The 22723-nt window shown below is 75.9% G+C and carries 19 protein-coding genes; 13 read left to right on the top strand and 6 right to left on the bottom strand.

Translation table 11 applies throughout. From position 1 onward, the window contains the following. The first annotated feature begins 84 nt into the window (after positions 1-84). Both CLV72_RS06855 and CLV72_RS06850 read left to right on the top strand, forming a co-directional pair. On the top strand, positions 85-4227 hold the full coding sequence (locus CLV72_RS06855; protein WP_106241642.1) for a CHAT domain-containing protein: 4143 nt from the start codon (positions 85-87) through the stop codon (positions 4225-4227). 23 nt (positions 4228-4250) lie between these two features. Continuing rightward, entirely contained in the window at positions 4251-5069 is an 819-nt protein-coding gene (locus CLV72_RS06850; RefSeq protein ID WP_106241637.1) for a hypothetical protein, read from the top strand. Positions 5070-5181: 112 nt separating this feature from the next. Here CLV72_RS06850 and CLV72_RS06845 read toward each other — a convergent pair whose 3' ends face one another. Beyond that, positions 5182-7149 carry a glycosyl hydrolase family 18 protein gene (locus tag CLV72_RS06845; RefSeq protein WP_106241633.1) on the bottom strand — a complete coding sequence of 656 codons (1968 nt, stop codon included), beginning with the start codon at positions 7147-7149 and terminating at the stop codon, positions 5182-5184. Positions 7150-7505: 356 nt separating this feature from the next. Between CLV72_RS06845 and CLV72_RS06840 the strand changes: the two genes are divergently transcribed. Further along, the gene (locus CLV72_RS06840; protein ID WP_106241629.1) at positions 7506-8030 is read left to right on the top strand and encodes a MarR family winged helix-turn-helix transcriptional regulator; all 525 of its coding nucleotides are present in this window, start codon (positions 7506-7508) and stop codon (positions 8028-8030) included. Positions 8031-8189: 159 nt separating this feature from the next. Further along, entirely contained in the window at positions 8190-9884 is a 1695-nt protein-coding gene (icmA, locus tag CLV72_RS06835) for a coenzyme B12-dependent isobutyryl-CoA mutase large subunit (protein ID WP_106241625.1), read from the top strand. Between the two features lie 67 nt (positions 9885-9951). Here icmA and CLV72_RS06830 read toward each other — a convergent pair whose 3' ends face one another. Further along, entirely contained in the window at positions 9952-10161 is a 210-nt protein-coding gene (locus CLV72_RS06830; RefSeq protein WP_146159370.1) for a hypothetical protein, read from the bottom strand. Positions 10162-10222: 61 nt separating this feature from the next. Then, entirely contained in the window at positions 10223-10414 is a 192-nt protein-coding gene (locus CLV72_RS06825; RefSeq protein WP_106241618.1) for a hypothetical protein, read from the bottom strand. Between the two features lie 279 nt (positions 10415-10693). Here CLV72_RS06825 and CLV72_RS06820 point away from each other — a divergent pair, with 279 nt between their 5' ends. Beyond that, positions 10694-11608 (top strand): tetratricopeptide repeat protein, encoded by a 915-nt coding sequence (locus CLV72_RS06820; RefSeq protein WP_106241615.1) that lies wholly within the window; start codon positions 10694-10696, stop codon positions 11606-11608. A gap of 29 nt (positions 11609-11637) precedes the next feature. Here CLV72_RS06820 and CLV72_RS06815 read toward each other — a convergent pair whose 3' ends face one another. Further along, positions 11638-12135 (bottom strand): MarR family winged helix-turn-helix transcriptional regulator, encoded by a 498-nt coding sequence (locus CLV72_RS06815; protein ID WP_106241614.1) that lies wholly within the window; start codon positions 12133-12135, stop codon positions 11638-11640. Between the two features lie 339 nt (positions 12136-12474). On the opposite strand from CLV72_RS06815, the gene CLV72_RS06810 reads away from it, so the two are divergent. The 3 genes from CLV72_RS06810 to CLV72_RS06800 all read left to right on the top strand — a co-directional run bounded on the left by CLV72_RS06810 (position 12475) and on the right by CLV72_RS06800 (position 14832). Then, positions 12475-13866, top strand: coding sequence for an NAD-dependent malic enzyme (locus tag CLV72_RS06810; protein WP_106241610.1), 1392 nt, complete (start codon positions 12475-12477; stop codon positions 13864-13866). Positions 13867-13894: 28 nt separating this feature from the next. Beyond that, positions 13895-14515, top strand: a complete 621-nt coding sequence (locus CLV72_RS06805) for a YqgE/AlgH family protein (RefSeq protein ID WP_106241607.1) — start codon at positions 13895-13897, stop codon at positions 14513-14515. A gap of 86 nt (positions 14516-14601) precedes the next feature. Then, positions 14602-14832: a DUF3039 domain-containing protein gene (locus CLV72_RS06800; protein ID WP_106241604.1), complete on the top strand. Its 231-nt coding sequence runs from the start codon at positions 14602-14604 to the stop codon at positions 14830-14832. 78 nt (positions 14833-14910) lie between these two features. Here the strand turns inward: CLV72_RS06800 and CLV72_RS06795 are convergent, their stop codons facing one another. Further along, on the bottom strand, positions 14911-16737 hold the full coding sequence (locus CLV72_RS06795) for an HtaA domain-containing protein (RefSeq protein WP_106241601.1): 1827 nt from the start codon (positions 16735-16737) through the stop codon (positions 14911-14913). Between the two features lie 72 nt (positions 16738-16809). Then, complete coding sequence (locus CLV72_RS06790; RefSeq protein ID WP_106241598.1) at positions 16810-18102, bottom strand: cell wall protein; 1293 nt, start codon at positions 18100-18102, stop codon at positions 16810-16812. Between the two features lie 234 nt (positions 18103-18336). Here CLV72_RS06790 and CLV72_RS06785 point away from each other — a divergent pair, with 234 nt between their 5' ends. Genes CLV72_RS06785 through CLV72_RS06765 form a run of 5 tightly spaced genes read left to right on the top strand, consistent with a single transcriptional unit; the run spans position 18337 to position 22643 of the window. After that, a complete protein-coding gene (locus tag CLV72_RS06785) occupies positions 18337-19443 on the top strand; it encodes a heme/hemin ABC transporter substrate-binding protein (protein WP_211302760.1) in 1107 nt (368 codons plus the stop codon). Continuing rightward, positions 19440-20573, top strand: a complete 1134-nt coding sequence (locus CLV72_RS06780; protein ID WP_425428043.1) for a FecCD family ABC transporter permease — start codon at positions 19440-19442, stop codon at positions 20571-20573. The genes CLV72_RS06785 and CLV72_RS06780 overlap by 4 nt, the downstream gene beginning before the upstream one ends. Then, the gene (locus tag CLV72_RS06775; protein ID WP_106241595.1) at positions 20570-21406 is read left to right on the top strand and encodes a heme ABC transporter ATP-binding protein; all 837 of its coding nucleotides are present in this window, start codon (positions 20570-20572) and stop codon (positions 21404-21406) included. The genes CLV72_RS06780 and CLV72_RS06775 overlap by 4 nt, the downstream gene beginning before the upstream one ends. A 53-nt stretch (positions 21407-21459) precedes the next feature. Continuing rightward, positions 21460-22383, top strand: a complete 924-nt coding sequence (locus CLV72_RS06770) for a class E sortase (RefSeq protein ID WP_106241591.1) — start codon at positions 21460-21462, stop codon at positions 22381-22383. Next, the gene (locus CLV72_RS06765) at positions 22383-22643 is read left to right on the top strand and encodes a hypothetical protein (RefSeq protein ID WP_106241588.1); all 261 of its coding nucleotides are present in this window, start codon (positions 22383-22385) and stop codon (positions 22641-22643) included. The genes CLV72_RS06770 and CLV72_RS06765 overlap by 1 nt, the downstream gene beginning before the upstream one ends. Positions 22644-22723 lie beyond the last annotated feature (80 nt).

Here is a 22723-nt window from a genome sequence, read left to right as displayed (position 1 = left end):
AAACCCGCCGAGCCGTCCGTCCGTCGCAGTCGAGCGGGGCGCCGCACCGGCGGCCCGCGGCCACGAAGGTGAAGGGGCGCGCCCGTGCGGGAACGGCTGTACGCGTCGGTGCGCGAGCGGGTGCTGCGCTCGGACGATGACGGGGAGGGCGCCGCCGGAGCGGTGCTGTCCGATGAGGCGGCGGCCGAGGCGGCCGCGCTGCTGGACCTGGCCGTGCACACCGGCCCGGGGGCCGACGAGTCGGTCATGCGGCTGGTGTACGAGTCCGAGGACCCCGGCGCCGCGCTGTGGGTGGACCCCGACGCGCTGGCGCTGGTGGCGGGCTTCCACTTCCGCCGGTACATGCTGGCCGCCCCGGCCGGCCGCGACGCCGAGTGGGAGCGGGTGCTGCGCGTCTACGGCCTGCTGTACCAGGTCGACGCCGAGCGGGTCCCCGAGGAGCTGCGCCCGCTGCTTGCGCCGGCGGGCCCGCCGCGCGAGGACGACCCATGGACGCGGGCCGTCGACCGGCTGCTCACCGCCCTGGACGCCCGCGACCTGGCCGAGGTGGACGCGGCGACCGACGCCTTCGGCGCCTTCCTGGACGACGGCTCCGTGCCGGCGCACCGGGTCGGGCTCATGGTCGGCCTGGCCCGCCTGGAGCGCTCCGGCATCAGCGGCCTGACCGCCGACGCCGACGCGGCGGCCGAGTGGCTGGCCTGGGCGGCCGAGCGCGTGGGGGCGAGCCGCGCGGAGGCCGCCAAGGTCCTCGGGCACCTCGGCGAGGCGCACCTCGCCCGCTTCCGCACCGGCGGCGGCGACGCCGCGCTCGGCCAGGCCGTCGCCGCGTACCGCTCGGCGGTCGAGCGGGCCCCCGACCGGCCCGACGCCCAGGCGGCCGCGTGGGGCGGGCTGGGCGCCGCCCTGCTGCACCGCGCCGAGCACGCCGGCGCCTTCGGCCCCGGCGGCGAGCTGGACGAGGCGATCGAGAGCCTGCGCCGCGCCGTGGACGCCGCCGACCCCGCAGCCGAGGGCGGCGAGGCGGCCGCCGCGCACCGGCGCGCGCTCGGGCAGGCGACCGGGCTGCGCGCCCAGTGGATCATCGACGACGCCCGCGAGCGGTGGCGGCGCACCCCGCCGCCGGAGCCGCCCGCCGAGGCGGCGGACGCAGACGCCGAGAGCGACCGCGCGCAGGCCGGTGAGATCAACGCGCTGTGCTCCGCGCGGGCGGCCGGCGCCGTGTCGGCGGCGGAGGCGGCCCGCCGCGCCCGCGACCCGGACTGGCGGCCGACCGAGCGCGCGGTCGCCTCCGTGGCCGTCGCGCTCATGGACGCCTACGGCGACGGCGCCCCCGCGCGGCTGCTGCCGCACGCCGCCGTCCTGCTCGACATCGCCGAGGCCCGCTGGCCGCGCGACCGCTCGTCGGTGTGGTGGCCGGTGGGCGAGGTCTTCTTGCGGATCGCCCGCTTCGCACTGGTCGACGACGCCGACGCCGCCCTCTACCGGCGGGCCGTCGCGGTCGCCGACCGGCGCGTCGACGTGCTCAGGCGCGGCGCGTCAGGCGCCGACCTGGCCGAAGCACTGTACGAGGCCGGGACGGTGCGCGGCCGGAACTGCGCTGCGGCGGCGGCCGCGGCGGCGCCGGTCGTGGCCGACACGCTCGACGGGGACCTCTTCACGGGGGCGCGGCAGCGCTGGCTGCAGCGGCGCGCGGTCGGCTCCGCGCTCGGCCTGACCGGCGAGGAGCGGCCGGGCCCGCCGCTGCCCGAGCCCGAGCAGGCGCTGCGGGAGGCGGCCGAGCTGCTGTCGGAGGCGGCGGCCCTGGCGGAAGGGCCGGTCCGCGGCGACGCCCTGGTGATGCTCGGCGAGGCCGTCTCCGGGATCGCCGCGCTCACCGGCACCCCCGTCGCGGCGCGGATGCGCGGCATCGCCCGGCAGGCACTCGACCTGCTCGACCCGCTGCGCGACCCCGTCACCTTCATGTTCGCGGTGCGGGTGCTGACCGGGGCCGGGGAGCTGCTGATGCCCCCGGACCTGGCCGCACTGCTCCCGGTGGACCTGGACGCCTACGTCGAGCGCGAGGGCCTCCCGGCCGGGGCGGCCCTGATGGCCTCGGTGCTGATCCTCGCCCGGGCGGCCGAGCGCCCCGACCTGGTCCGCGCGGCCGTCGCCGCGATCAGGCGCCACCTGCCGGGCACCCCGGACCCCGACTTCTGGCGGCGGGTGTGGGCCGCCGACGTTCACGCGCTCCCCGGCGACCTGCTGCGCTGCCCCGACGGCGCGCTCGACCCGGCCCGATTCGCGCCCGAGCTGCGCGGACAGGCGGCGGCCGAGGGCTGGACGCGCGACGAACTGGCCGCCACGCTGGCGCACCTGGCCGCGCACGCCCACCCGTCGGCCACCGCGGCGGCCGACGCGCTGATCGCCGAGGCGCTCGGCAGCGGCCTGGCCGCCGAGCACACCGCCTCGCTGCTGTACCTGCGCGGCTCCCTCGCCGAGGCGGCCGCCGCGCACCATCTCGCCGAGGGCGGCGACGCGGCCAAGGCGGCGCTGGAGGCGGCCCGCGCGATCGAGGCATGGAGCGCGCTGGGCCGCTTCGAGGACGCGGCCGAGCTGCTGGGCGACATCGGCAGGCTGCTGCCCGGCATCGGCGCCGACCGGATCGACGAGGTGCTGGTCATGGCGGCGCTCGCCGCCTTCCGGCTGGTCGGCGACCCCGGAGAGGCGACGCGCTGGCGGCTGCGCGACTTCTGCCACCAGGCCGTGGACCGCGCGCTCACCGAGCGCTACAACCCGGTCGTGGTGGCGCTGCTGCACCAGGTCGCCAAGGCGCCGCACCTGGCCGCCGCGCTGCGCGCGCCCGGCCCCTTCGCCCCGCCCGCCCGGCAGGCCGCCCGGCTGCGCGAGGTCGGCACCGCGTCCGGCGGTGCGGACGGCGCCGAGGCGTCCGAGGGCGTCGTGGCGGAGCTGCTCGGCCCCGGCCACCAGATGCTGATGCTCAGCACCCGGGGCGAGAACGAGCCCGACGCCGACGCGGGCGCCCGCGCCCGCAACGCGCGCCGCTCCGCCGGGCGGTGGATCGACGGCGAGCTGGGGCGAGACGCCCGGGGCGACTCCGGCGCGCTGGTGGCCCCCGCCGACCTGCGCGGCGCGCTGCCGGCCGACACGGTGCTGCTGTCGCTGTTCACCGGGCACCGCACCGGTGACGACGGACCGCCGTGCGCCGCCGTGCGGGGCCTGGCGCTCACCGCCGAGGGCGAGGAGAGCCGCACCCTGCTGCTGCGCGATCTCGAAGGCGGCCTGGTGCACGTGTCGCGCGGCGCCCACCACCTGTGGTTCGACCCGCTCGCGTCCACGGTCGCGGCGGTGCGCCGCGAGGTCGTCGCCGATCCGCTGCACCGCGATGTGAGCCGCACGGCCGAGGCGGCACTGGCCGAACTGGCGCCGACCGCGCTGGCCCGCTTCGAGGAGCGGCTGGCCGAGTGGTACGCGCAGGGCAAGCGGCACCTGTGCGTGTGGCCGCACGGGCCGCTGCACTACGCCCCGTACGGGCTGCTGCCGGTGGGCGGGCGGGTGCTGGCCGACGACTGGACGGTGACGATGGTGCCGGGGATCGGCTTCCTCGGCGCCCCGCCGCCACCGCCGGGCACCGGGCTGGTCGCCATCGCGCCGGGCGCGGCGGCGGGCCTGCCCGGTGACGAGAAGCTGGAGCGGCACGCCGAGCGGATCGCGGCCGCCTCCGGCGGCCGGGCGCTGACCGGCGCGGCCGCGACGCCGGAGCGGGCGCTGGCCGCGATGGGCGGAGCCCGCTACGTGCACCTGGCCGCGCACGGCCGCCAGGACGAGGTGGAGCCGTGGTTCCAGCGCCTGCACCTGGCCCCCGGCGCGGACGGCGACGGCCGCCTCTTCGCCCACCAGGTGCTCGGCGCCGACCTGCGCGGGGTGGAGCTGCTGACGATGAGCTCGTGCGAGTCCGCGCTGGGCCGCTTCGACGCCAACGACAACCTGCGCGGGCTGCCCGCCGCCTTCCTGCGGGCCGGGGTGGGCGCGGTGGTCGGCTGCCTGTGGCCGGTGCACCCGGCGGTCGCCGACGTGTTCTTCACCGGGTTGTACGCCCGGCTGGCGGCCGGGCGGCCCAAGGCGGCCGCCTTCCGCGGGGCGCAGCGCGAGGCGCGGCGGCGGTGCCCGCAGTACCGTGACTGGGGCGCGTTCTGCTTCATCGGCGACTGGCGCGACCCCCGTGGATGAGGCCGAGCTGGGAGGCGCGGACGATGACCGAGGTGCGGCTGGCCGATCCGGTGCGGCACGAGGTCGACCTGGTCGTCGAGCCCCGGCTGCACGGCTGGGCTCCCGCGGAACCCGATGACGCGGACTGGATGGGCGAAGAGCAGGAGCGGACCCGGTACCAGGACCTGCCGCCGGCCGAGGAGCGCGTGGACGAGCCGCCCCAGGTGCGCCTGCCGGGCCGGCTCTCGGTCGGCGGGCCCGTGGTGCGGCGGCTCACCGCGCAGGAGGCGGCCGGGGAGACCGACTGGGCCGCCTTCCTGGCCGAGGAGGCCGAGCGCAGCGAGTACTTCCTGCTGCACCTGGTCCTCAGCTTCCGGCCCGACCGGAGATCGCCCCCGGGCGGGGAGCCCTTCGCCGACGCGGCCGTCGGCGTGCTGCTGCACTCCCCGGACGCCGGCCCCGGCGAGCAGCCCGTCGCCTGGTCGATCACGCCGAAGTCGCGCAGCGGGCCGCGCACCGGCGAGCCGGCCAGAGTGGTGCTCAACGCCAAGCTGGTGTTCGTGGAGTCGACGCTGGAGTTCTCGCCCGGCGGCGGTGGCGCCGCCCTCACCGTGGTCGGGATGGGGGAGCGGCAGAGCGATCCCGAGTGGCGCTTCACCGCCCGGCCCGAGCACCCCCTGGTCGGCGACGAGCACGTGGCCGTGGTGGTGAAGGCGCCCAGGGGGCGCGCACTGCGCGCCTCGGTCCAGGTGAGCGCGAGCGTCAGGCGCCGCAGGCTCGGCCTGGTGCCGGTCCGCGCCGAGCTGCCCGGGCTGGTGCGCTCGGCCGACCTGCGGGCGCTGGCCGCGGGCCCCGTCGGCTGAGCCCGCCGCCGGTACGGACCGGCGGCGGCCCCCCATCACCGGGGGACCGCCGCCGGGGCCTGCCGGCCCCGGGCGGTGCGCCCGGGGCCGTCCGGATCAGTCGGGCCCGTGGTCAGTCGGCCAGCGCGTCGTCGATCGCCCGGATGAGGGTGCCGCCGGCGTCATCGCCGTCCAGCGACCAGATCATCACGCCGCCCATGCCCTGCCGCTGGGCCCAGTCGGTCTTCTGGCGCATCGACACGGCGTCGTCGTAGGTCCAGAAGGTGCTGCCGTTGTACAGCCACGCCGTGCCCAGCGTGTTGTCGCGGTGCAGGGTGAAGCCGCCCGCCTGGGCCGCGATCACGTCCCAGTCGTTGATGCCCGGTTCGTAGCGGCCGGGCGCGGGGCCGGTGGCCGTCTGGAACAGGCCGTCACCATCGGGTCCGGCCGGCACACCGGTCCAGCCGCGGCTGTAGAAGGGCACGCCGAGCACCAGGTCGGCGGGGTCGGCGCCCCGGTCGACGTAGGCGTCCACCGCGATCTCGCCGCTGAACAGGGACGGGCCCGGGTCGTCGGGGTCCAGCACCAGGTTGGACTGGTGGTAGGTCCGCGACTCCCAGCCGCCGTGGTAGTCGTAGCCCTGCACGGTGATGAAGTCGAAGTTCTCCATCAGCTCCGGCACCTCGAAGCCGAGTTCGACCTTCTCCGGGTCGGCGGGCACGAAGGCGGTCAGCTCGTAGTCCTCGCCGGTCTCGGCCGACAGCGCGTCCAGCTGGCGGCGGAACTCCGCGACCAGGGCGGTGTAGTTCTCCCGGTCCTCGGGCCGGATGATGTTGCCGTCGGCCCCGGCCGAGGCGGGCCACTCCCAGTCCAGGTCGATGCCGTCGAAGACGCCGGCCGCCGAGCCGGGGCCGCCCGCGCCGTCGATCACCGGCAGGTTGCCGCGCAGGAACATGTCGATGCACGACGACACCATCCGCTCGCGCGACTGCGGCGTCAGGGCGGCGTCGGACAGGTAGCGCGACCAGGTCCAGCCGCCGATGGACAGGTTCACCCGCAGGTGCGGGTAGCGCTCCTTCAGCTCGCGCAGCTGGTTGAAGTTGCCGCGCAGCGCCTGGTCCCAGGTGTCGCCGACACCGTCGACGCTCTGCGCGGCGGTGTAGGAGCGGCCGTAGTCGGCCCAGGCGTCGCCCTGCCCGGCCTGGTTGACCTGGAAGCAGGTGCCCTGCGGGCTGATGTTGGCGAAGGCGTAGTTGATGTGGGTCAGCCGCTCGGCGGAGCCGCTGGTCACCATGTTGTTGACCAGGTAGTTGCGGTCGTAGACGCCCCACTGGGTGAAGTAGCCGACGACCCGCTGGTCCTCGCTCGGGCCGGGGCCGCCGCCCTCGGCGGCGGTGCGGACCTGCACCGGCGCGCTGGCGGCCGAGCGGTTGCCCGCCGCGTCGTAGGCGCGGACGGTGAAGGTGTAGGCGGTGTCGGGCTGGAGCCCGCCCGCCGTGCCCGAGGTGGCAGTGCCCACCACGTTGCGCACCACCTGGCCGCCGCTGACGATCTCGTAGCCGGCCACCGCGACGTTGTCGCTGGACGCCTGCCAGCTGAGCGGGACGGTGGTGCTGGTCGGGGTGCCGGCGGTCACTCCGGTGGGCACGCTGGGCGCCTGGGTGTCCTGGGGCCCGCCGCTGCCGTCGCAGGGCAGGCCGTCGACGGTGCAGGAGGTCAGCGCGGTGCTGCTGGTCGAGGTGGTCCTGGTGCCGTTGAAGCCGATGCCGTAGGTGCCGCCGGCCGGCACGGTCGCGCCCCAGCTGGGCGGGGTGATGGTGTGCACGGAGCCGGACGAGCTGAGCGTGGCGTTCCACAGGCTGCCGATGCCGGCGCCCGAACCGGTCTGGATCACGATGCGCCAGGCGCTGACCGGGGCGGAGGAGGTGTTGGTGATGGTGAGCTGGCCGCTCCAGCCGGTGGTCCAGGTGTCGCCCACGCTGTAGGTGACGGTCAGGTCGCCGGGGGCGGCGGAGGCGGGCGGCGCGAGGACGGTGAGCGGGGCCAGCGCCAGGGCGCCGGCCAGTGCGGCGGCCCAGGCGCGGAGGCGTGATCTCTTCATGTCGGGGTTCTCCCTCGTGCGGGACAGGGACGACGATGACGGAGAAGGGATGAGGGGCGGACGGCTGCGAGAAGGGCGAGAAGGGCCGCGGACCCGGCCCGGACCCGCGGCGGCTAATTTTTAGGAAAGTTAACTAATAGTTTCGGTGCGGTCAATGGCGCCGCCCGCCGCGCGGACGCGGCCGGACGGGTGGTCCGGAGCCGCGCCTGGACCGGCGGGGCGGGACATGCGCAAACGGGGGCCGCCGACCGGACCGGTCCGGTACCGGGGCGTGCTGTCCGTATGCGGCCGCCGGAGAGTATTGACACAGTCGGTATCCGGTCGGAGCGAGGAGCCGCTGAGTAGAGTTGCGCGGTGTGGCACGACGCTTGAACCTCCCCTTCGACCCCATCGAGCGCGCCCACGAGAACTGGGCCAGGCGCTGGGGCCCCTCGCCGGCGATGGCGGCGGTGACCTCGGTGATGCGCGCCCAGCAGATCCTGCTCGGCCGGCTCGACGCCGTCCTGAAGCCCTACGAGCTGACCTTCGCCCGCTACGAGGCGCTGGTGCTGCTCACCTTCAGCCGCACCGGCGCGCTGCCGCTGTCGAAGATCGGCGAGCGGCTGATGGTGCACCCCACCAGCGTCACCAACACGATCGACCGGCTGGAGCGCGCGGGCCTGGTGCGCCGCAGACCCAATCCGCAGGACGGCCGCGGCACCCTGGGCGAGATCACCGAGCGCGGCCGCGAGGTGGTCGAGGCGGCCACGGCCGACCTCACCGCCATCGACTTCGGCCTCGACGTCTACGACGAGGCGTCGCTGCGCGAGGTCTTCGCGCTGCTGCGGCCGCTGCGGGTGGAGGCCGGCGACTTCCCCGAGGACGGCGCCCCCGGCCGCTGAGCCGCCGGCCCCGTCCGGACCTCCCGCTATGCTTTGTTATTAGGACGTCCTAGTATTCACTCCGACGGCCGTGCACACCGAGCCGTCCGGCGGCCGCCCACCGGCGGAACCGGACGACGCGGGCGGCGACCCCGCCCCGCGTGCGAAGGGGGAACCACCATGGAGGCCGAGGAGATCGAGGCGGGCCGCGCCCGCTGGCAGCGGCGCTACGACTCCGCGCGCAAGCGCGACGCCGACTTCACCACCCTGTCGGGCGGTGAGCTCGACCCGCTCTACGGGCCGCCGCCCGGCTCGGTCGTGCCGGGCTTCGAGCGCATCGGCTGGCCGGGGGAGTTCCCGTTCACCCGCGGGCTCTACCCGACCGGCTACCGGGGCCGCACCTGGACCATCCGCCAGTTCGCCGGCTTCGGCAACGCGGTCCAGACCAATGAGCGCTACAAGACCATCCTCGCCAACGGCGGCGGCGGCCTCTCGGTCGCCTTCGACATGCCCACCCTGATGGGCCGCGACTCCGACGACCCCCGCTCACTGGGCGAGGTGGGCCACTGCGGGGTGGCGGTCGACTCCGCGGCCGACATGGACCTGCTCTTCGACGGCATCCCGCTGGCCGAGGTCACCACCTCGATGACCATCAGCGGCCCGGCCGTCCCGGTCTTCTGCATGTACCTGGTCGCGGCCGAGCGGCAGGGCGCCGACATCTCCGCCCTCGACGGCACCCTGCAGACCGACATCTTCAAGGAGTACATCGCGCAGAAGGAGTGGCTGTTCCCGCCCGAGCCGCACCTGCGCCTCATCGGCGACCTGATGGAGTACTGCGCGGCGAACATCCCCGCCTACAAGCCGCTGTCGGTCTCCGGGTACCACATCAGGGAGGCGGGCTCCACCGCCGCCCAGGAGCTGGCCTTCACCCTGGCCGACGGCTTCGGCTACGTCGAACTGGGTCTGTCGCGGGGCCTGGACGTCGACGCCTTCGCACCGGGCCTGTCCTTCTTCTTCGACGCCCACATCGACTTCTTCGAGGAGATCGCCAAGTTCCGCGCCGCCCGCCGGATCTGGGCCCGCTGGATGCGCGACCGCTACGGCGCCGCCACCGAGCGCGCCCAGTGGCTGCGCTTCCACACCCAGACCGCCGGGGTCTCCCTCACCGCGCAGCAGCCCTACAACAACGTGGTCCGCACCGCCGTCGAAGCGCTGTCGGCGGTGCTCGGCGGCACCAACTCCCTGCACACCAACGCGCTGGACGAGACCCTGGCGCTGCCCAGCGAGCAGGCGGCCGAGATCGCGCTGCGCACCCAGCAGGTGCTGATGGAGGAGACCGGCGTCGCGTCCGTCGCCGACCCGCTGGGCGGCTCCTGGTACGTGGAGGCGCTGACCGACCGGATCGAGGAGGAGGCCGAGCGGATCTTCGCCGCCATCATCCGCATGGGCGGCGGCGAGGAGGCGGCGCACGACATCGGGCCGGTCACCTCCGGCATCCTGCGCGGCATCGACAACGGCTGGTTCACCGGCGAGATCGCCGAGGCCGCCTTCCAGTACCAGCGGGCACTGGAGAAGGGCGACAAGCGCATCGTCGGCGTGAACCGGCACACCTCCAGCGTCACCCGCGAGCTGGAGATCCTGCGGGTCGGCCACGAGGTGGAGGTGGAGCAGAAGCGGGTGCTGGCCGAGCGCCGGGCGGCCCGCGACGACGCCGAGGTGCGCCGCGCGCTCGCCGAGATGCTGCACGCCGCCCGCACGGACGCCAACATGGTTCCGGCCATGCTGGCGGCCGCACGCGCCGAGGCGACCCTCGGCGAGATCTGCGACGCGCTCCGCGAGGAGTGGGGCACCTACACCGAGGTGCCGTCCTTCTAGCGCGGCCGCTGTGCCGGCGGCCCCGCCACCCAGGGGTCCGCCGGCACAGCGGCGGGTGCGCGCCGGTTCAGCCGACGCAGACCCACGCGTACTCGGCCGAGCCCGTGCCGACCCATCCGTCCTCGGAGGGGCCGGTGCCCTCTTCGAACTCGGTGCCGCTGCCGTGGTAGCCCTCGTCGTCGGCGGAGCGGCCGTCCTCGCCGGTGCCGCTGTCGTGGAAGCCGTCGTCGTCCTCGGGGGAGGGCGCCCGCCCCGTCGCCCACTCGGTCGTGTTCATCGTGGTCACCCCGTTCGTGTGGGCGCCGGCCGCGGCGCCTGCCGCCGCGGCCGGCACCGGCCTAGTTGCTCCAGGTGAAGCCGTCGGTGGCGGAACCGCTGCCGTGGAAGCCGCCGCTGTCGTGGAAGCCGTCGGTGTCCTGATAGCCCTCGGTGTCGTGGTAGCCGTCGCCGGCCGCCGGGCCGGCGGTGAGCGCGACGGCGCCCAGCGCCAGTGCCAGCGCCGCGATCCCTCGCTTGACCGTGCTGTTCATCGTGGAGGCCCCGTTCCATTTGGTGGCCGCGGCGGCTGCCGCGGCCGTCCGCGTCCAGGCTCCCCCGGTCCCGGCCGCGGCGGCGGGGCGGTGACCGTCCGTATCCGGCCCGGTGATCACAATGCGTAGTTGACGTGGTCCGGTTCCGCACTGTCCGTATCCGGCCGTCCGATCGCCCTGGACAGCAGCGCGCACCGGGTGTAAAGCGCCGTCGGGCGCCGTCCGCGCGCCTCCACCGGGGGCACCCCGACACACCCGGTGGCGTGGCAGGATTGAGCCATGCAGCCTTCGGACTTCTCCCTGTACGGCGCGGTCGATCTCGGGGCCCGCAAGGCCGCGGCCGAGCGGGCCGCCCAGCGCCAGGCCAACCCCGCCGCGGCGGCCGCCGCCATCGACGTCGGCGAGGCCGACTTCCAGGCCCAGGTGCTGGACCGCTCCATGAGCATGCCGGTGATCCTCGGCCTGTGGTCCGAGCGCACCCCCGTCACCGCGCAGCTGCGCGGCCTGCTGGAGAAGCTGGCCGGAGAGGCCGGCGGCCGGTGGATCCTGGCCAACCTCGACGCCGACGCCAACCCGCGGGTGGCCCAGGCGCTGCGCCCGCGCAGCCTGCCCGAGGTATTCGCGATCGTCGCCGGGCAGGTCGTACCCTTCATCTCCGGCGGCGTGCCCTCCGAGGAGCAGGCCCGCCAGGCCCTGGACCAGCTGTTCACCCTGCTGCGCGAGCAGGGCCTGCTGCCCGAGGGCGCCGGGCAGGAGCAGGAGCAGGCCGCCGAGCCGCAGCCGGAGTCGCCCTACGCCGCCGCGGCCGCCGCCGCGCAGCAGGGCGACTTCGACGGCGCCGTCGCCGCCTACCAGGCGATCCTGAAGGACACCCCCGGCGACGCCACCGCCCAGGCCGGACTCGCCCAGGTGCAGCTGGTGCGCCGGGTGCGCGAGATGGACGCCGCCGCGGTGCGCCGCGCGGCCGCCGAGCGCCCCGACGACGTCCAGGCGCAGATCGACGTCGCCGACCTCGACGTCTTCGGCGGCAAGGTCGAGGACGCCTTCGACCGGCTGGTCTCCGCCGTCCGCCGCACCCGCGACGACGACCGCGACCGCGTCCGCGAGCACCTCCTGGAGCTCTTCCGCATCCTGCCGCCGGGCGACCAGCGGGTGGCCAAGGCCCGCCGCGCGCTCACCGCCGCCCTGTTCTAGCGGCGCCCGCCGCACCGCGCCCCCGGCCGTCACGGCCGGGGGTCGGGCAGGTCCATCGTGGCCACCGCCTCCAGGGCCGGCAGCGAGGCGTTGAGCGCCCGCCGCTGCTCGGCGGGCAGCCGGGCGATCCGGCGCTGGAGGAGTTCGGTGATGTCGCGGCGCACCCGGTCCAGCAGCAGCCGTCCGGAGTCGGTGATCGAGACCCGGCTCGAACGGGCGTCGCGCGGGTCGGTCTGCCGCCGCACGTAGCCGCTCTCCTCCAGTGAGGTCACCAGCCGGGTCAGCGTCGACGGGGTGATGCCCTCGTGCGCCGCGAGGTCGCCCAGCCGCATCGGCCCGGCGCTCTCCACCGCCACCAGCGCCGACATCTGGGTCGGGGTGAGCAGCGGGGTGTCGCTGCGGCGCAGCAGCCGGCCCAGCCTGACCACCACCACCCGCAGCCGGCCGGCGTCGATGTCCTCCTCCGCCAGGGCCGCCGCCGCGGCGCCGTCGTCCACCGCACCGGGACCGGCGCGCTCCTCCGTCATCTGCGTGCCCTCCCGACTGGCCGCCCGGCCGGTCCGGAACCGTCCGGCGGCCGCCGCGCGCGCAAGCGCGGCCGGGGAGGCGCCGGACAGGACCGACCTGGTCCGGGAACGGCCGGCGGGCCGGGACGTCAGGGGTGGGGGGCCGGCCGGGACCAGGATCCTCGACTGGGGACCATGCCCGGGTAGCGGTGCGCTCACACTCCGCGTCTGGAAAATGCGGGCTCGGGGCCGTCCACCGGCCGGCCCCGGCGTAGGCTGTTGGGGTCGGACCCTCCCGCCGGCCCCGGACCCGGCCGCGCGGCGCGTTCCGCCGTCTCCCGGACACAAGGAGTAGTAGACGTGGCCACCGTTCCCAGCGTGTCGTACTCCATCACGGTGCGTCTCGAGGTCGTCGACGGCCGCGCGGTCAGCGACCTGACCCACGCCGTAGAGCACGCCGGAGGCGCGGTCACCGCGCTGGACGTCACACCGACGGGCCACGAGCGGCTGCGCATCGACGTCACCTGCGCCGCACGCGACACCGAGCACGCCAAGGCGCTCGTCGCCGCGCTGCGCGCCATCGAGGGCGTGGAGGTGCACAAGGTCAGCGACCGCACCTTCCTGATGCACCTCGGCGGCAAGATCGAGATGAAGTCCAAGGTGCCGCTGCGCAACCGCGACGAGCTGTCCATGGCCTACACCCCCGGCGTCGCCCGCGTCTCCTCCGCCATCGCCGCCAACCCCGAGGACGCGCGGCGGCTGACCGTCAAGCGCAACAGCGTCGCCGTGGTCACCGACGGCTCGGCCGTGCTGGGCCTGGGCAACATCGGGCCCTACGCCGCGCTGCCGGTCATGGAGGGCAAGGCGGCACTGCTCAAGCGCTTCGCCGGCATCGACGCCTGGCCGATCTGCCTGGACACCCAGGACACCGAGGAGATCATCCGCACCGTGCAGGTGCTCGCCCCCGGCTTCGGCGGCATCAACCTGGAGGACATCAGCGCGCCGCGCTGCTTCGAGGTGGAGCGGCGGCTGCGCGAGCTGCTGGACATCCCGGTCTTCCACGACGACCAGCACGGCACCGCCATCGTGGTCCTCGCGGCGCTCACCAACGCGCTGCGGGTGGTCAAGAAGGAGCTGGCGCACGTCCGGATCACCATGGCGGGCGCGGGCGCGGCCGGCACCGCGATCCTGAAACTGCTGCTGGACGCCGGTGCCAAGCAGGTCGTCGTCTGCGACTACCTCGGCGCCGTGCACAAGGGCCGCTCCGACCTGGACGAGAACCTGGGCTGGATCGCCGAGAACACCAACCAGGACGGCTACTCCGGCGACCTCGCCGGCGCGGTGGCCGGGGCCGACGTGTTCATCGGCGTCTCGGCGCCCAACATCCTCACCGGCGAGGCGGCCGCCACGATGGCCGAGGACTCCATCATCTTCGCGCTGGCCAACCCCGACCCCGAGATCGACCCCGACGTCGCGCACCGCCACGCCGCGGTGGTGGCCACCGGCCGCAGCGACTACCCCAACCAGATCAACAACGTGCTGGTCTTCCCGGGCGTCTTCCGCGGCCTGCTGGACGCGCAGAGCCGCACGGTGAACCAGGAGATGCTGCTGGCCGCGGCCCGCGCGCTGGCCGAGGTCGTCACCGACGACGAGCGCGGTCCCAACTACATCATCCCCAGCGTCTTCCACGCCGACGTCGCCTCGGCGGTGGCGGCCGCCGTCCGCGAGGCGGCGCTGGCGGGCGACCGCTAGGGCCGCGCGGAACGCGGGGCCGGCACCGATGGGCGGCGAGGGCCGGAGCAGCGGCTCCGGCGACGACAGAGGCCGGAACGGGCGCAACCTCTCCGGCCGGCTGCTGGTCGCCAGCCCCCAGCTGCGCGACCCCAACTTCCGCCGCGGCGTGGTGCTGGTGGTCGAGCACCTGCCGGGTGAGGGAGCGCTCGGCGTGGTGCTGAACCGGCCCACCACCGTACCGGTCGACCAGGTGCTGCCGCCGTGGTCCTCGCGGGTGTCGCAGCCCTCGGTCGTCTTCCAGGGCGGCCCGGTGGGCCTGGACGGCGCGCTGGCGCTGGGCTCGATGCGCAGCGCCCGCCGCCCGCTGGGCTGGCGCGGCCTCGACGGCATCCCCGCGATGGCCACGGTCGGGCTGGTCGACCTGGACGCCCCGCCGGAGGTGGTCGCGGCGGAGATCGACCGGCTGCGGGTCTTCGCCGGCTACTCCGGCTGGGCGGCCGGGCAGCTGGAGGACGAGATCGGCGAGGGCGCCTGGTACGTGCTGCCGGGCGACTCCGGTGACGTGTTCGCCGCCGACCCCGCCCGGCTCTGGCCTGATGTGCTGCGCCGCCAGGGCGGCGAGATGGCGCTGCTGGCGACCTTCCCCGACGACCCCTCGCTGAACTGACGCCTGGGGCGCACCCGGTGTGATCGGCGCGGACGGCCGCCGCGAGCGGCCGGTGCCGGCCGGGGCGCTGCACTAGACTCGCTCGGGTGAGTACCAAGATCCTGCCTGACAGCGACACCCGGCCCGACCTCTCCGAGGGCGACGGCGACCGGGAGCGGTTCGCGCACTACGTGCAGAAGGACAAGATCATGGAGAGCGCCGTCACCGGCAACCCGGTGATCGCGCTGTGCGGCAAGGTCTGGGTCCCCAACCGCGACCCCAAGCGCTTCCCGGTCTGCCCCGACTGCAAGAAGATCTACGAGCAGATGGCGGGCTAGCGGCCCCTCGGCGGCCGGACCGGCCGCCGCCGCGCCGGCCGATCGGCGCGGCGGCGTTCCGGCCCGCCCTTCGGACGCTCAGTCCGGGGCGTGCGCCGCGGCGGCCGCCCGGCGGCGGCTGAGCCAGGCCGTCCCGGCGCCCGCGCCGGCCAGCAGCGCGCCGGTGCCCAGCACCCCCGCCACGGCCGCGCCGGTCACCGGCAGCCCGCCCCCGCCCGAGGCGGGCGGCGTCGCGCTCGGCTCCGGGCTCGGATCGCCGCCGCCTGGGGGCAGCGCGCCCTCGCCCACGGCCACCCGCAGGCTCACCGGGTCGAGGGCCTCGCCGGCCGCATAGAAGCCGGCGAAGGCGGCCGCGCCCTCCTCGGTCAGCACGGCCGGCACCCCTGTCAAGACGACCAGGTCCTCGGCCTCGTCGAAGGCGATGCCGGACAGGTCGAGCGCGGCCAGCTCCACCTGCTCGCCCTCGAAGGGCTCCCCGCCGTCCAGTGAGCGGCTGGACACGTCGGCGCGCAAGGTGCCGGTGTCGCCGTCGACGCTGACGGACACGTTCTCCACGGTCAGGTCGAGCAGCGGCCCGTCGCCTTGGTCGTGGCCGGTGAAGCGCACCCCGCCGGTGAAGGCGGCGGTGAGTGTGCGCTGGGAGGGGTCGACCTCGCCGGTGCCCGAGCCGAAGCGGAACACGCCGCCGCTCTCGGTGGCGCCGTCCAGCAGCTCCCAGCCGCCGTGGGCGATCCCGCCGGTGACGTAGTCGCGGAAGGACTCCTTGACGCCCCAGTCCAGGTCGCCGTCGGTGATCTCGGCCGGGCCGCCGGCGGAGGGCTCGGGGCCGGGCTCGGCCGAGCCGCTGGGGTCGGGGGACGGCGTCGGGCTCCCGCTCGGGTCGGGGCCGGTGCCGAAGGAGATCGGCGTCCACACATCCTGGTCGCGGTTGCCGATGTCGGTGTGGTCGTTGAAGACGGCGAGGAAGCACGGCACGGCGGTGCAGTCGACCGGCTCGCCGCTCTGCGGGGTGTAGGTGGGCGTCAGGGCCACCTCGGTGGTGAAGGCGCCGGTGTCGTCGGCGCCCCCGCGCACCCACTGGGCATTGCCGAAGCTGCTCGGGTAGCCCTCGGCCGACTGCGGATCGGCGGTCTGCGCCACGTAGACGCCCTGGCCGGGCCGGAAGCCGCTGCCGGTGACCGTGACGGTCTCGCCGTCGACCGGGTCGAGCCCGGTGGTCCGGGAGACCTCCACGGCCGGGGTGCCGGTCCACTCCTCGGCCAGTTCGACCGAGAGGCTGAACGGGTCGAGCGCGCTGCCCGGCCGGTAGAAGTCGGCGAAGGCCGGGGCGCCGTTCTCGGTGAGGGTGGCGGGCACGTTCGTCCAGGTGACGGCCTCGCCGTCGACCACCGGCGGGGCGGCGGACAGGTCCAGGACGGCGAAGTCGACATCGGGGTACTCGACGATCTCCCCGCTGCTCAGCGAGCGGCTGGACACGTCGGCGTAGAGGGTGCCGGTGCCGTCGGCGAACTCCACCCGGGGCGCGCTGAGGGTCATCTCCAGCAGCGGCACGCCGTTGGTGACGTGCCCGCTGAAGTGGATCTCGCCGCCGAAGCTCACGGAGGCGGCCCCGGTCTCGGGTTCGACGCTGCCGGAGGCGACGGGGAAGGCGAAGGTGCCGTCGTCGTTGACGGTGGCGCCGTCGCGCGCCTCGATGGAGCCGTGCGCGATGGGGCCGGTGATGTAGTTGCGGAACGATGCCCGCACGCCCCAGTCGGCTTCGCCGGCGGCGACCTCGCGGGCCTCGGCCGCCGCCGGGGGCGCGAAGGCGACGGCGCCCGCGGCGAGCGCGGCCAGTGCCGCCAGCGCGGCCGCGGTGCGGCGCCGGAGCGGTCGGGATCTCTTCCCGGTCAGGAATTCGAGCATGCTGCTGCCGTCCTCATGGTGTGTCGGGGTGGGGATGGGGTGGGGGCCGCGCGGGCGCGGCCGGTGCGGGTCTCAGGCCGGGTCGGAGCCGTCCGGTCCGGTGCCGCGGCGCCGCGCCGCGAGCATCGCGGCGGCGCCGCCGAGGGTGAGCACGCCGGCCGCGGCGGCCAGCGGAGCGAGGGCCGCGCCGGTGCGCGGCAGCGGCCCGCCGCCGGCGGTACCGCCCTCTGAGCCGCCGGCGGTACCGCCGCCGGTGCCGGACGGGGCCGGGTCGTCCTGGTCCGCGCCGCCGCCCTGGCCGCCCGCGGTGGCGAAGCCGACCGGCACCCGCACATCGAGGGAGCGGTCGGCGATGTCGAGGTGGTCGCGGAAGGCGGCGATCACGCAGCTGGTGCCGGGGGCCAGGCAGTCGGTGCCCCCGGAGGCGGCCAGCACGTCGATCTGGACCGAGAAGGACCCGTTCTCGCCCTCGCCCTGGTAGGGGATGGCCAGGCCCTCGCCGTAGGGCAGCGGGTTGGACGAGATCCAGGCGGAGTGGCCGCCCTCGCCGGACATGTCGGCGCCGCCGACGCACGGGGTGGGCCGCTCGCCGGGGCCGTTGTCGACGCACAGCGCGACGTAGACGCCGCGGTTCACCGGGAAGCCGCTGCCTTCCACCGTGACGGTCTGGCCCTGCGGGTCCAGGCCGGTGGTCTGGGACACCGACAGCGACGGGTCGGCGGCGCTCCGCTCGGCGGCGGCCTGCGGGCGGGGCGCCGAGCGCTGCTCGGCGGCGGCCGGGGCCGCCTCGGGGGCGGTGCCGGTGCGCTGGGCGCTCGCGGGCGGCGGGGTCTGCGGGGCGGTGCCGCCGGTTCCGCCGTCAGGGCCGGCCTCCGGCGGGTCGTCGGCCTCGTCGTCCAGGGCGAAGGCGAGCGGGACGGCGGCCGGCGGCCGCCCGCCGGGTCCGCTGGAGGCCCGCAGTTCGTAGCCGGCCAGCCAGGGCTCCAGCGCGGCGGCGAAGCCGGCGTTGACCGCCAGCTCGGCGCGGAAGGCGCCGGAGGCGTCGGCGGAGACCTGGACGGCGGTGTCGAGATCGGCGGCTCCGTCAGGGCCGTCGCCGCCGTCCGCGGGGCCGGTCGTACCGTCCTCGACCAGGGCCCAGGTGGCCAGGGTGAGCGCGGTCCCGGGGGCGAAGCCGCCGCCGGAGACGGTGATCACATCGCCGCCGGGGTCCAGGCCGCTGCTGCGGTCGGCGGTGATCCAGGGGGCGGGTTCGGCGGCCGCCGCGGCGGCCGGGGCGCAGGCGAGGGCGGCGGCGCCCGCGAGCGCCAGCGCGCCGCGCGCCAGGGAGCCGCGGGAGCGCGGGCCGCGCCTTCGGATGGTCATGGGCACATACCTCGTCGGTCGGCGGTGCCGTCGCGGGGACGGCCTTGGGCGCGCGGACACCGTCGGCGGTACGTGCGGGAGCGACACGCGACGGGTGGAGTTAGGCTAGGCAAAGCTATCATGGATAAGGTAAGGCTGCCCTAAATAGTTATGAGTCGGGCGGGGCGGTCCCGGCCGGCGTCCGTCCACCCACCGCCGGCGCGCCGGCGGTGTCCGCGGGAAAGGGATGGTGCGATGCCCGGCTCGATGCGCGCGTCCAGGAGGGCCGAGCGGCCGGGGCCGCTGCGCGCGGCCGCCGCGGCCGCGGCGGCCATGGCGGCCCTGGCCCTGCTGGCCGCCGGCTGCGGCGGGACGGGGCCCGCCGAGCCCACCGGCGGGGGAGCGGCGGCGGCCGCCGTCCCCGAACTCGCCGAGAACCGGGTGCAGCCGCTGGAGACCCGGCACGAGCCGCGGCTGCCGGTCACCGTCTCCTCGGTGGTCAACGAGGAGTTCCGCACCGCCGAGACCGTCGACCGCTACCAGGACGTCGAGGTCGCCGACATCAGCCGCATCGTGCCGCTCACCGGCTCGATCGCCGAGATCGTCTACACGCTGGGCTTCGGGGAGAACGTCGTGGCCCGCGACGCCAGCGCCACCTTCGAGCAGATCGCCGGCCTGCCCTCCGTCACCGAGGGCCACGCCGTGCGCGCCGAGAGCGTGCTCTCCCAGCGGCCGACCCTGATCATCGCCGACACCTGGAACCAGCCGTACGAGGCGATCGAGCAGCTGCGCGCCTCGGGCGTCCCGGTGGTGATCCTGGAGGAGGCGTGGACCTTCGAGGACATGACCGCGCGCATCGGCAGGGTCGCCGAGGTGCTGGGCGTGCCCGAGGCCGGCGCGGAGCTGGTGCGGCGCACCGAGGACCAGCTCGACCAGGTCAGGAGCGAGCTGCCCGCCGACCGGCCCGAACTCACCGTCGCCTTCCTGTACCTGCGCGGCAGCGCGGGCGTGTACCTGCTCGGCGGCCGCGGCTCGGGCGCCGACACCCTGGTCGAGGAGGTCGGCGCCACCGACGCGGGCGTCGCCCTCGGCCTCGACCAGCCGTTCACCCCGATCACCACCGAGGCGCTGATCGGCGCGCAGCCCGACGTAATCCTGGTGATGACCGGCGGCCTGGAGTCCGTCGGCGGCGTCGACGGGCTGGTGCAGATACCCGGCGTCGCGCAGACCCCGGCCGGCCGCGACCGCCGGGTGATCGACTTCGAGGACGGGGTGCTGCTCAGCTACGGCCCGCGCACCCCGCAGGTGCTGGCCGAACTCGCCGACCGGCTCTACGGCGGCACCGCCGCCTCCCCGTCGTGACCGCCGCCCCGCCCGGCCTGGACGCCGCCCCGCCCGGCCCGGCCGAGGACGCCCCGGCCGCCGGCGCCGCGGCCGATCTCGCCGGGGCCCGCCGCACGGCCGCGCTGCGCTCGGCGGCGCTGCTCGGCGGGCTGGCCGCCGCACTGGTACTGGCCGCGCTGACCGCCGCGGGCGTCGGCGCCTACCCCGTTCCGCTGCCGGAGGTGGCGGGCTCGGTGCTGCACCGGCTCGGGCTGCCGCTCGGACCGCTGCCCGACCAGATCGCGCAGACCGTGCTGTGGGAGGTCAGGGCGCCGCGGGTGCTGCTGGCGCTGCTCGTGGGCGCCTGCCTGGGCGGGGCGGGCGCGCTGATGCAGGGCGTCTTCGCCAACCCGCTGGCCGAGCCCGGCGTGATCGGGGTCTCCTCGGGCGCCGCCGTCGGCGCGGTGGTGGTGATCTTCTTCGGCCTGTCGGCCTTCGGCTACTGGACGGTGATCCTGGCCGCCTTCGCGGCCGGGATGGCCACCACCCTGTTCGTCTACGCCTGCTCGCGCTCGGGCGGGCGGACCGAGGTCGTCACCCTGCTGCTGATGGGCGTCGCGGTGAACGCGCTGGCCGGCGCGGTGATCGGCCTGTTCGTCAACTTCTCGCAGAACGCCGAGCTCCAGTCGATCACCCAGTGGCAGCTCGGCAGCGTCGGCGCCGCGAACTGGGCCAAGGTGCTGGCCATCCTGCCCTTCGCGGTGCTGGGCTGCGCGGCGGCGCCGCTGTTCGCCCGCCGCCTGGACCTGCTGGCGCTCGGCGAGGGGCCCGCCCGCCACCTCGGCGTCGACGTCGAGCGGCTGCGGATGGCGCTCATCGTGCTGGTCGCCCTGCTCACCTCGGCGGCGGTCGCCTTCGCCGGGGTGGTCACCTTCGTCGGCCTGGTCGTACCGCACATGATCCGGATGGTGGCCGGACCCGGCCACCGGCTGCTGATCCCGGGCGGCGTCCTCGGCGGCGCGCTGGTGGTGGTCCTCGCCGACCTCGCCGCCCGCACGGTCGCCGCCCCGGCCGAGATCCCGCTCGGCGTGCTCACCGCGCTGATCGGCGGGCCGTTCTTCTTCTACCTGCTGCGGCGCACCCGCGCCCGGCACGGGGGGTGGGCATGAGGGCCGGCCGCTTCCTACCGGGCGGCCGGCGCGCGGACGCGCCGCCGCACCGCACCCCGCCGGGCGAGGCGGCGCTGACCGGGCGCGGGCTCACCGTGCGCTACGGGGCGCGCACCGTCCTGGACGGGGTCGACGCCGACGTGCGCGCGGGCGAGGTGCTGGCGCTCGTCGGGCCCAACGGCGCGGGCAAGAGCACCCTGCTGTCGGTGCTGGCCGGCGACCTCGCCCCGGCGAGCGGCACCGTGCGCGTCCACAAGCGGCCGCTGGAGCGCTGGCCGGTGAACGAACTGGCCCGCCGCCGCGCCGTACTGCCCCAGCACGGCGCGGTCGCCTTCTCCTTCACGGTGGCCGAGGTCGTGGCCATGGGCCGCGCGCCGTGGGCCGGCACCCCCGCCGCGGCCGACGACGACCGCGCCGTGGCCGGCGCGCTCGCCGCCACCGCCACCGCCGAACTGGCCGGGCGCCGCGTGCCGACCCTGTCCGGCGGCGAGCGGGCCCGGGTGGCGCTGGCCCGGGTGCTGGCGCAGGCGGCGCCGGTCCTGCTGCTGGACGAACCCACCGCCGCGCTGGACCTGCGCCACCAGGAACTGGTGCTGCGCATCGCCCGCGAGCACGCCGCCGCGGGCGACGCGGTCGCCGTCGTCCTGCACGATCTGGGGCTGGCGGCTGCGTACGCCGACCGGGTGGCGGTAATCTCCAGAGGGCGGATTGCCGCGAATGGCCCGCCCGCGACCGTCTTCTCCGCCGACCTGCTGAGCGAGGTCTACCGGCACGAGGTGGAAGTGCTGCCGCACCCGCGCACCGGTGCCCCCATCGTGCTGCCGGTACGGTGAGCGGCGGCCGCACGGCCCGGTGACCTGCCCACAGACCGAGCGTTCGGGGAACGATGTACGACTCGTATGACGACGACGAGCCGCGGCGCGAACCGCGCCGCGCCCGGTCCGGCGGCCCGGCCGGACAGGTCGCCGACCGCGACGACGACTACGACCACTTCTTCGACGACCGCCCCCGGCGCCGCCCCCCGTCCGACGACGGCGAGCGGCGCGGCGGCGACCGCCCCCGCGCGGCGCGGTCCGGCGGCGCCCGGCCCGGCGGCGGGCGGCGGGCCCGCCGCGCCCGGCAGCGCAAGCAGCGCCGGCAGAGCGTGCTGCAGACCGTGGTCCGCACCATCGGCGAGCTGCTGTTCACCGCCGGCCTGGTGCTGATGCTCTTCGCCGCCTACCAGGTGTGGGGCAAGGGCTTCGAGGCCAGCGCCGAGCAGGACCGCGTCAACGACCAGCTCGCGCAGAGCTGGGAGGAGTCCGACTCCGCGGAGCCGGGCGAGGAGACCGCGCCCGACGCCCACGAGGTCTTCGGCCGGCTCTACGTCCCCGGCATCGGCCTGGACCTCCCCTTCCGCGAGGGCGTCACCCAGGAGGACATCCGGCACATGCCCGGGCACTACCCCGAGAGCGCGCTGCCCGGCCAGGTCGGCAACTTCGCGCTGGCCGGCCACCGCACGCCCGGCATCTTCTGGGAGCTGGACCAGCTGTCGCCCGGCGACCCCATCGTGGTCGAGACCGAGCAGGGCTGGTACACCTACGAGGTCACCGAGAGCCACGTGGTGGACCCCTCCGACTACTGGGTGGTCTCGCCGACCGCCACCGAGACGCCCGAGGGCGAGGAAGAGCCGGAGGCGACCGGGGAGATGCTGACCCTCACCACCTGCCACCCGCTGTTCAGCAACGCGCAGCGGCTGATCGTGCACGCCGAGCTGGCCGACGCCACGGGCAAGGGCGCCGGCCGCCCCTCCGTGCTCGGGGAGGCCTGATGTACGGCTTCGTCTGGCGGATCCTGCCCGGCGGCCTGCCGGGCAAGCTGATCGGCACGCTCGTCCTGGTCGGCGGCGTCGCGGCGCTGCTGTGGTACGTCGTCTTCCCCTGGGCCGACCCCTACCTGCCCTTCAACGACGTCACCGTGGAGGGCGGCGGGCCCTCCTACGGCGGCGGGGCCGCCGGGGGAGACCCCTCGGCGGGGCCGGAGTCCGGTGCGCCCTCCGGCGGCGAGGGCTCCGAGGGCGGCACCCCGTGAGCCGCGAGTGCGGCCGACGCCACCCTGCCCGGCGTGTCGGCGGCGGTGCCGGTGTCGGCGCCAGCGGCTAACCTTCTGAC

The organism is Allonocardiopsis opalescens, from assembly GCF_003002095.1.
GTDB lineage: Bacteria > Actinomycetota > Actinomycetes > Streptosporangiales > Streptosporangiaceae > Allonocardiopsis > Allonocardiopsis opalescens.
The sequence above is the reverse complement of the archived record's forward strand: the minus strand, read 5'-3'. Positions and strand labels throughout refer to the sequence as shown.

Bases quoted from the DNA above. Each gene is read 5' to 3' on its own strand.
- CLV72_RS06845 (WP_106241633.1), bottom strand. From the start codon at position 7,149: ATGAAGAGATCACGCCTCCGCGCCTGGGCCGCCGCACTGGCCGGCGCC.
- CLV72_RS06775 (WP_106241595.1), top strand. From the start codon at position 20,570: ATGAGGGCCGGCCGCTTCCTACCGGGCGGCCGGCGCGCGGACGCGCCG.
- CLV72_RS06815 (WP_106241614.1), bottom strand. From the start codon at position 12,135: ATGACGGAGGAGCGCGCCGGTCCCGGTGCGGTGGACGACGGCGCCGCG.
- CLV72_RS06820 (WP_106241615.1), top strand. From the start codon at position 10,694: ATGCAGCCTTCGGACTTCTCCCTGTACGGCGCGGTCGATCTCGGGGCC.
- icmA (WP_106241625.1), top strand. From the start codon at position 8,190: ATGGAGGCCGAGGAGATCGAGGCGGGCCGCGCCCGCTGGCAGCGGCGC.
- CLV72_RS06765 (WP_106241588.1), top strand. From the start codon at position 22,383: ATGTACGGCTTCGTCTGGCGGATCCTGCCCGGCGGCCTGCCGGGCAAG.
- CLV72_RS06805 (WP_106241607.1), top strand. From the start codon at position 13,895: ATGGGCGGCGAGGGCCGGAGCAGCGGCTCCGGCGACGACAGAGGCCGG.
- CLV72_RS06795 (WP_106241601.1), bottom strand. From the start codon at position 16,737: ATGCTCGAATTCCTGACCGGGAAGAGATCCCGACCGCTCCGGCGCCGC.
- CLV72_RS06830 (WP_146159370.1), bottom strand. From the start codon at position 10,161: ATGAACACGACCGAGTGGGCGACGGGGCGGGCGCCCTCCCCCGAGGAC.
- CLV72_RS06790 (WP_106241598.1), bottom strand. From the start codon at position 18,102: ATGACCATCCGAAGGCGCGGCCCGCGCTCCCGCGGCTCCCTGGCGCGC.
- CLV72_RS06850 (WP_106241637.1), top strand. From the start codon at position 4,251: ATGACCGAGGTGCGGCTGGCCGATCCGGTGCGGCACGAGGTCGACCTG.
- CLV72_RS06770 (WP_106241591.1), top strand. From the start codon at position 21,460: ATGTACGACTCGTATGACGACGACGAGCCGCGGCGCGAACCGCGCCGC.
- CLV72_RS06825 (WP_106241618.1), bottom strand. From the start codon at position 10,414: ATGAACAGCACGGTCAAGCGAGGGATCGCGGCGCTGGCACTGGCGCTG.
- CLV72_RS06785 (WP_211302760.1), top strand. From the start codon at position 18,337: ATGCCCGGCTCGATGCGCGCGTCCAGGAGGGCCGAGCGGCCGGGGCCG.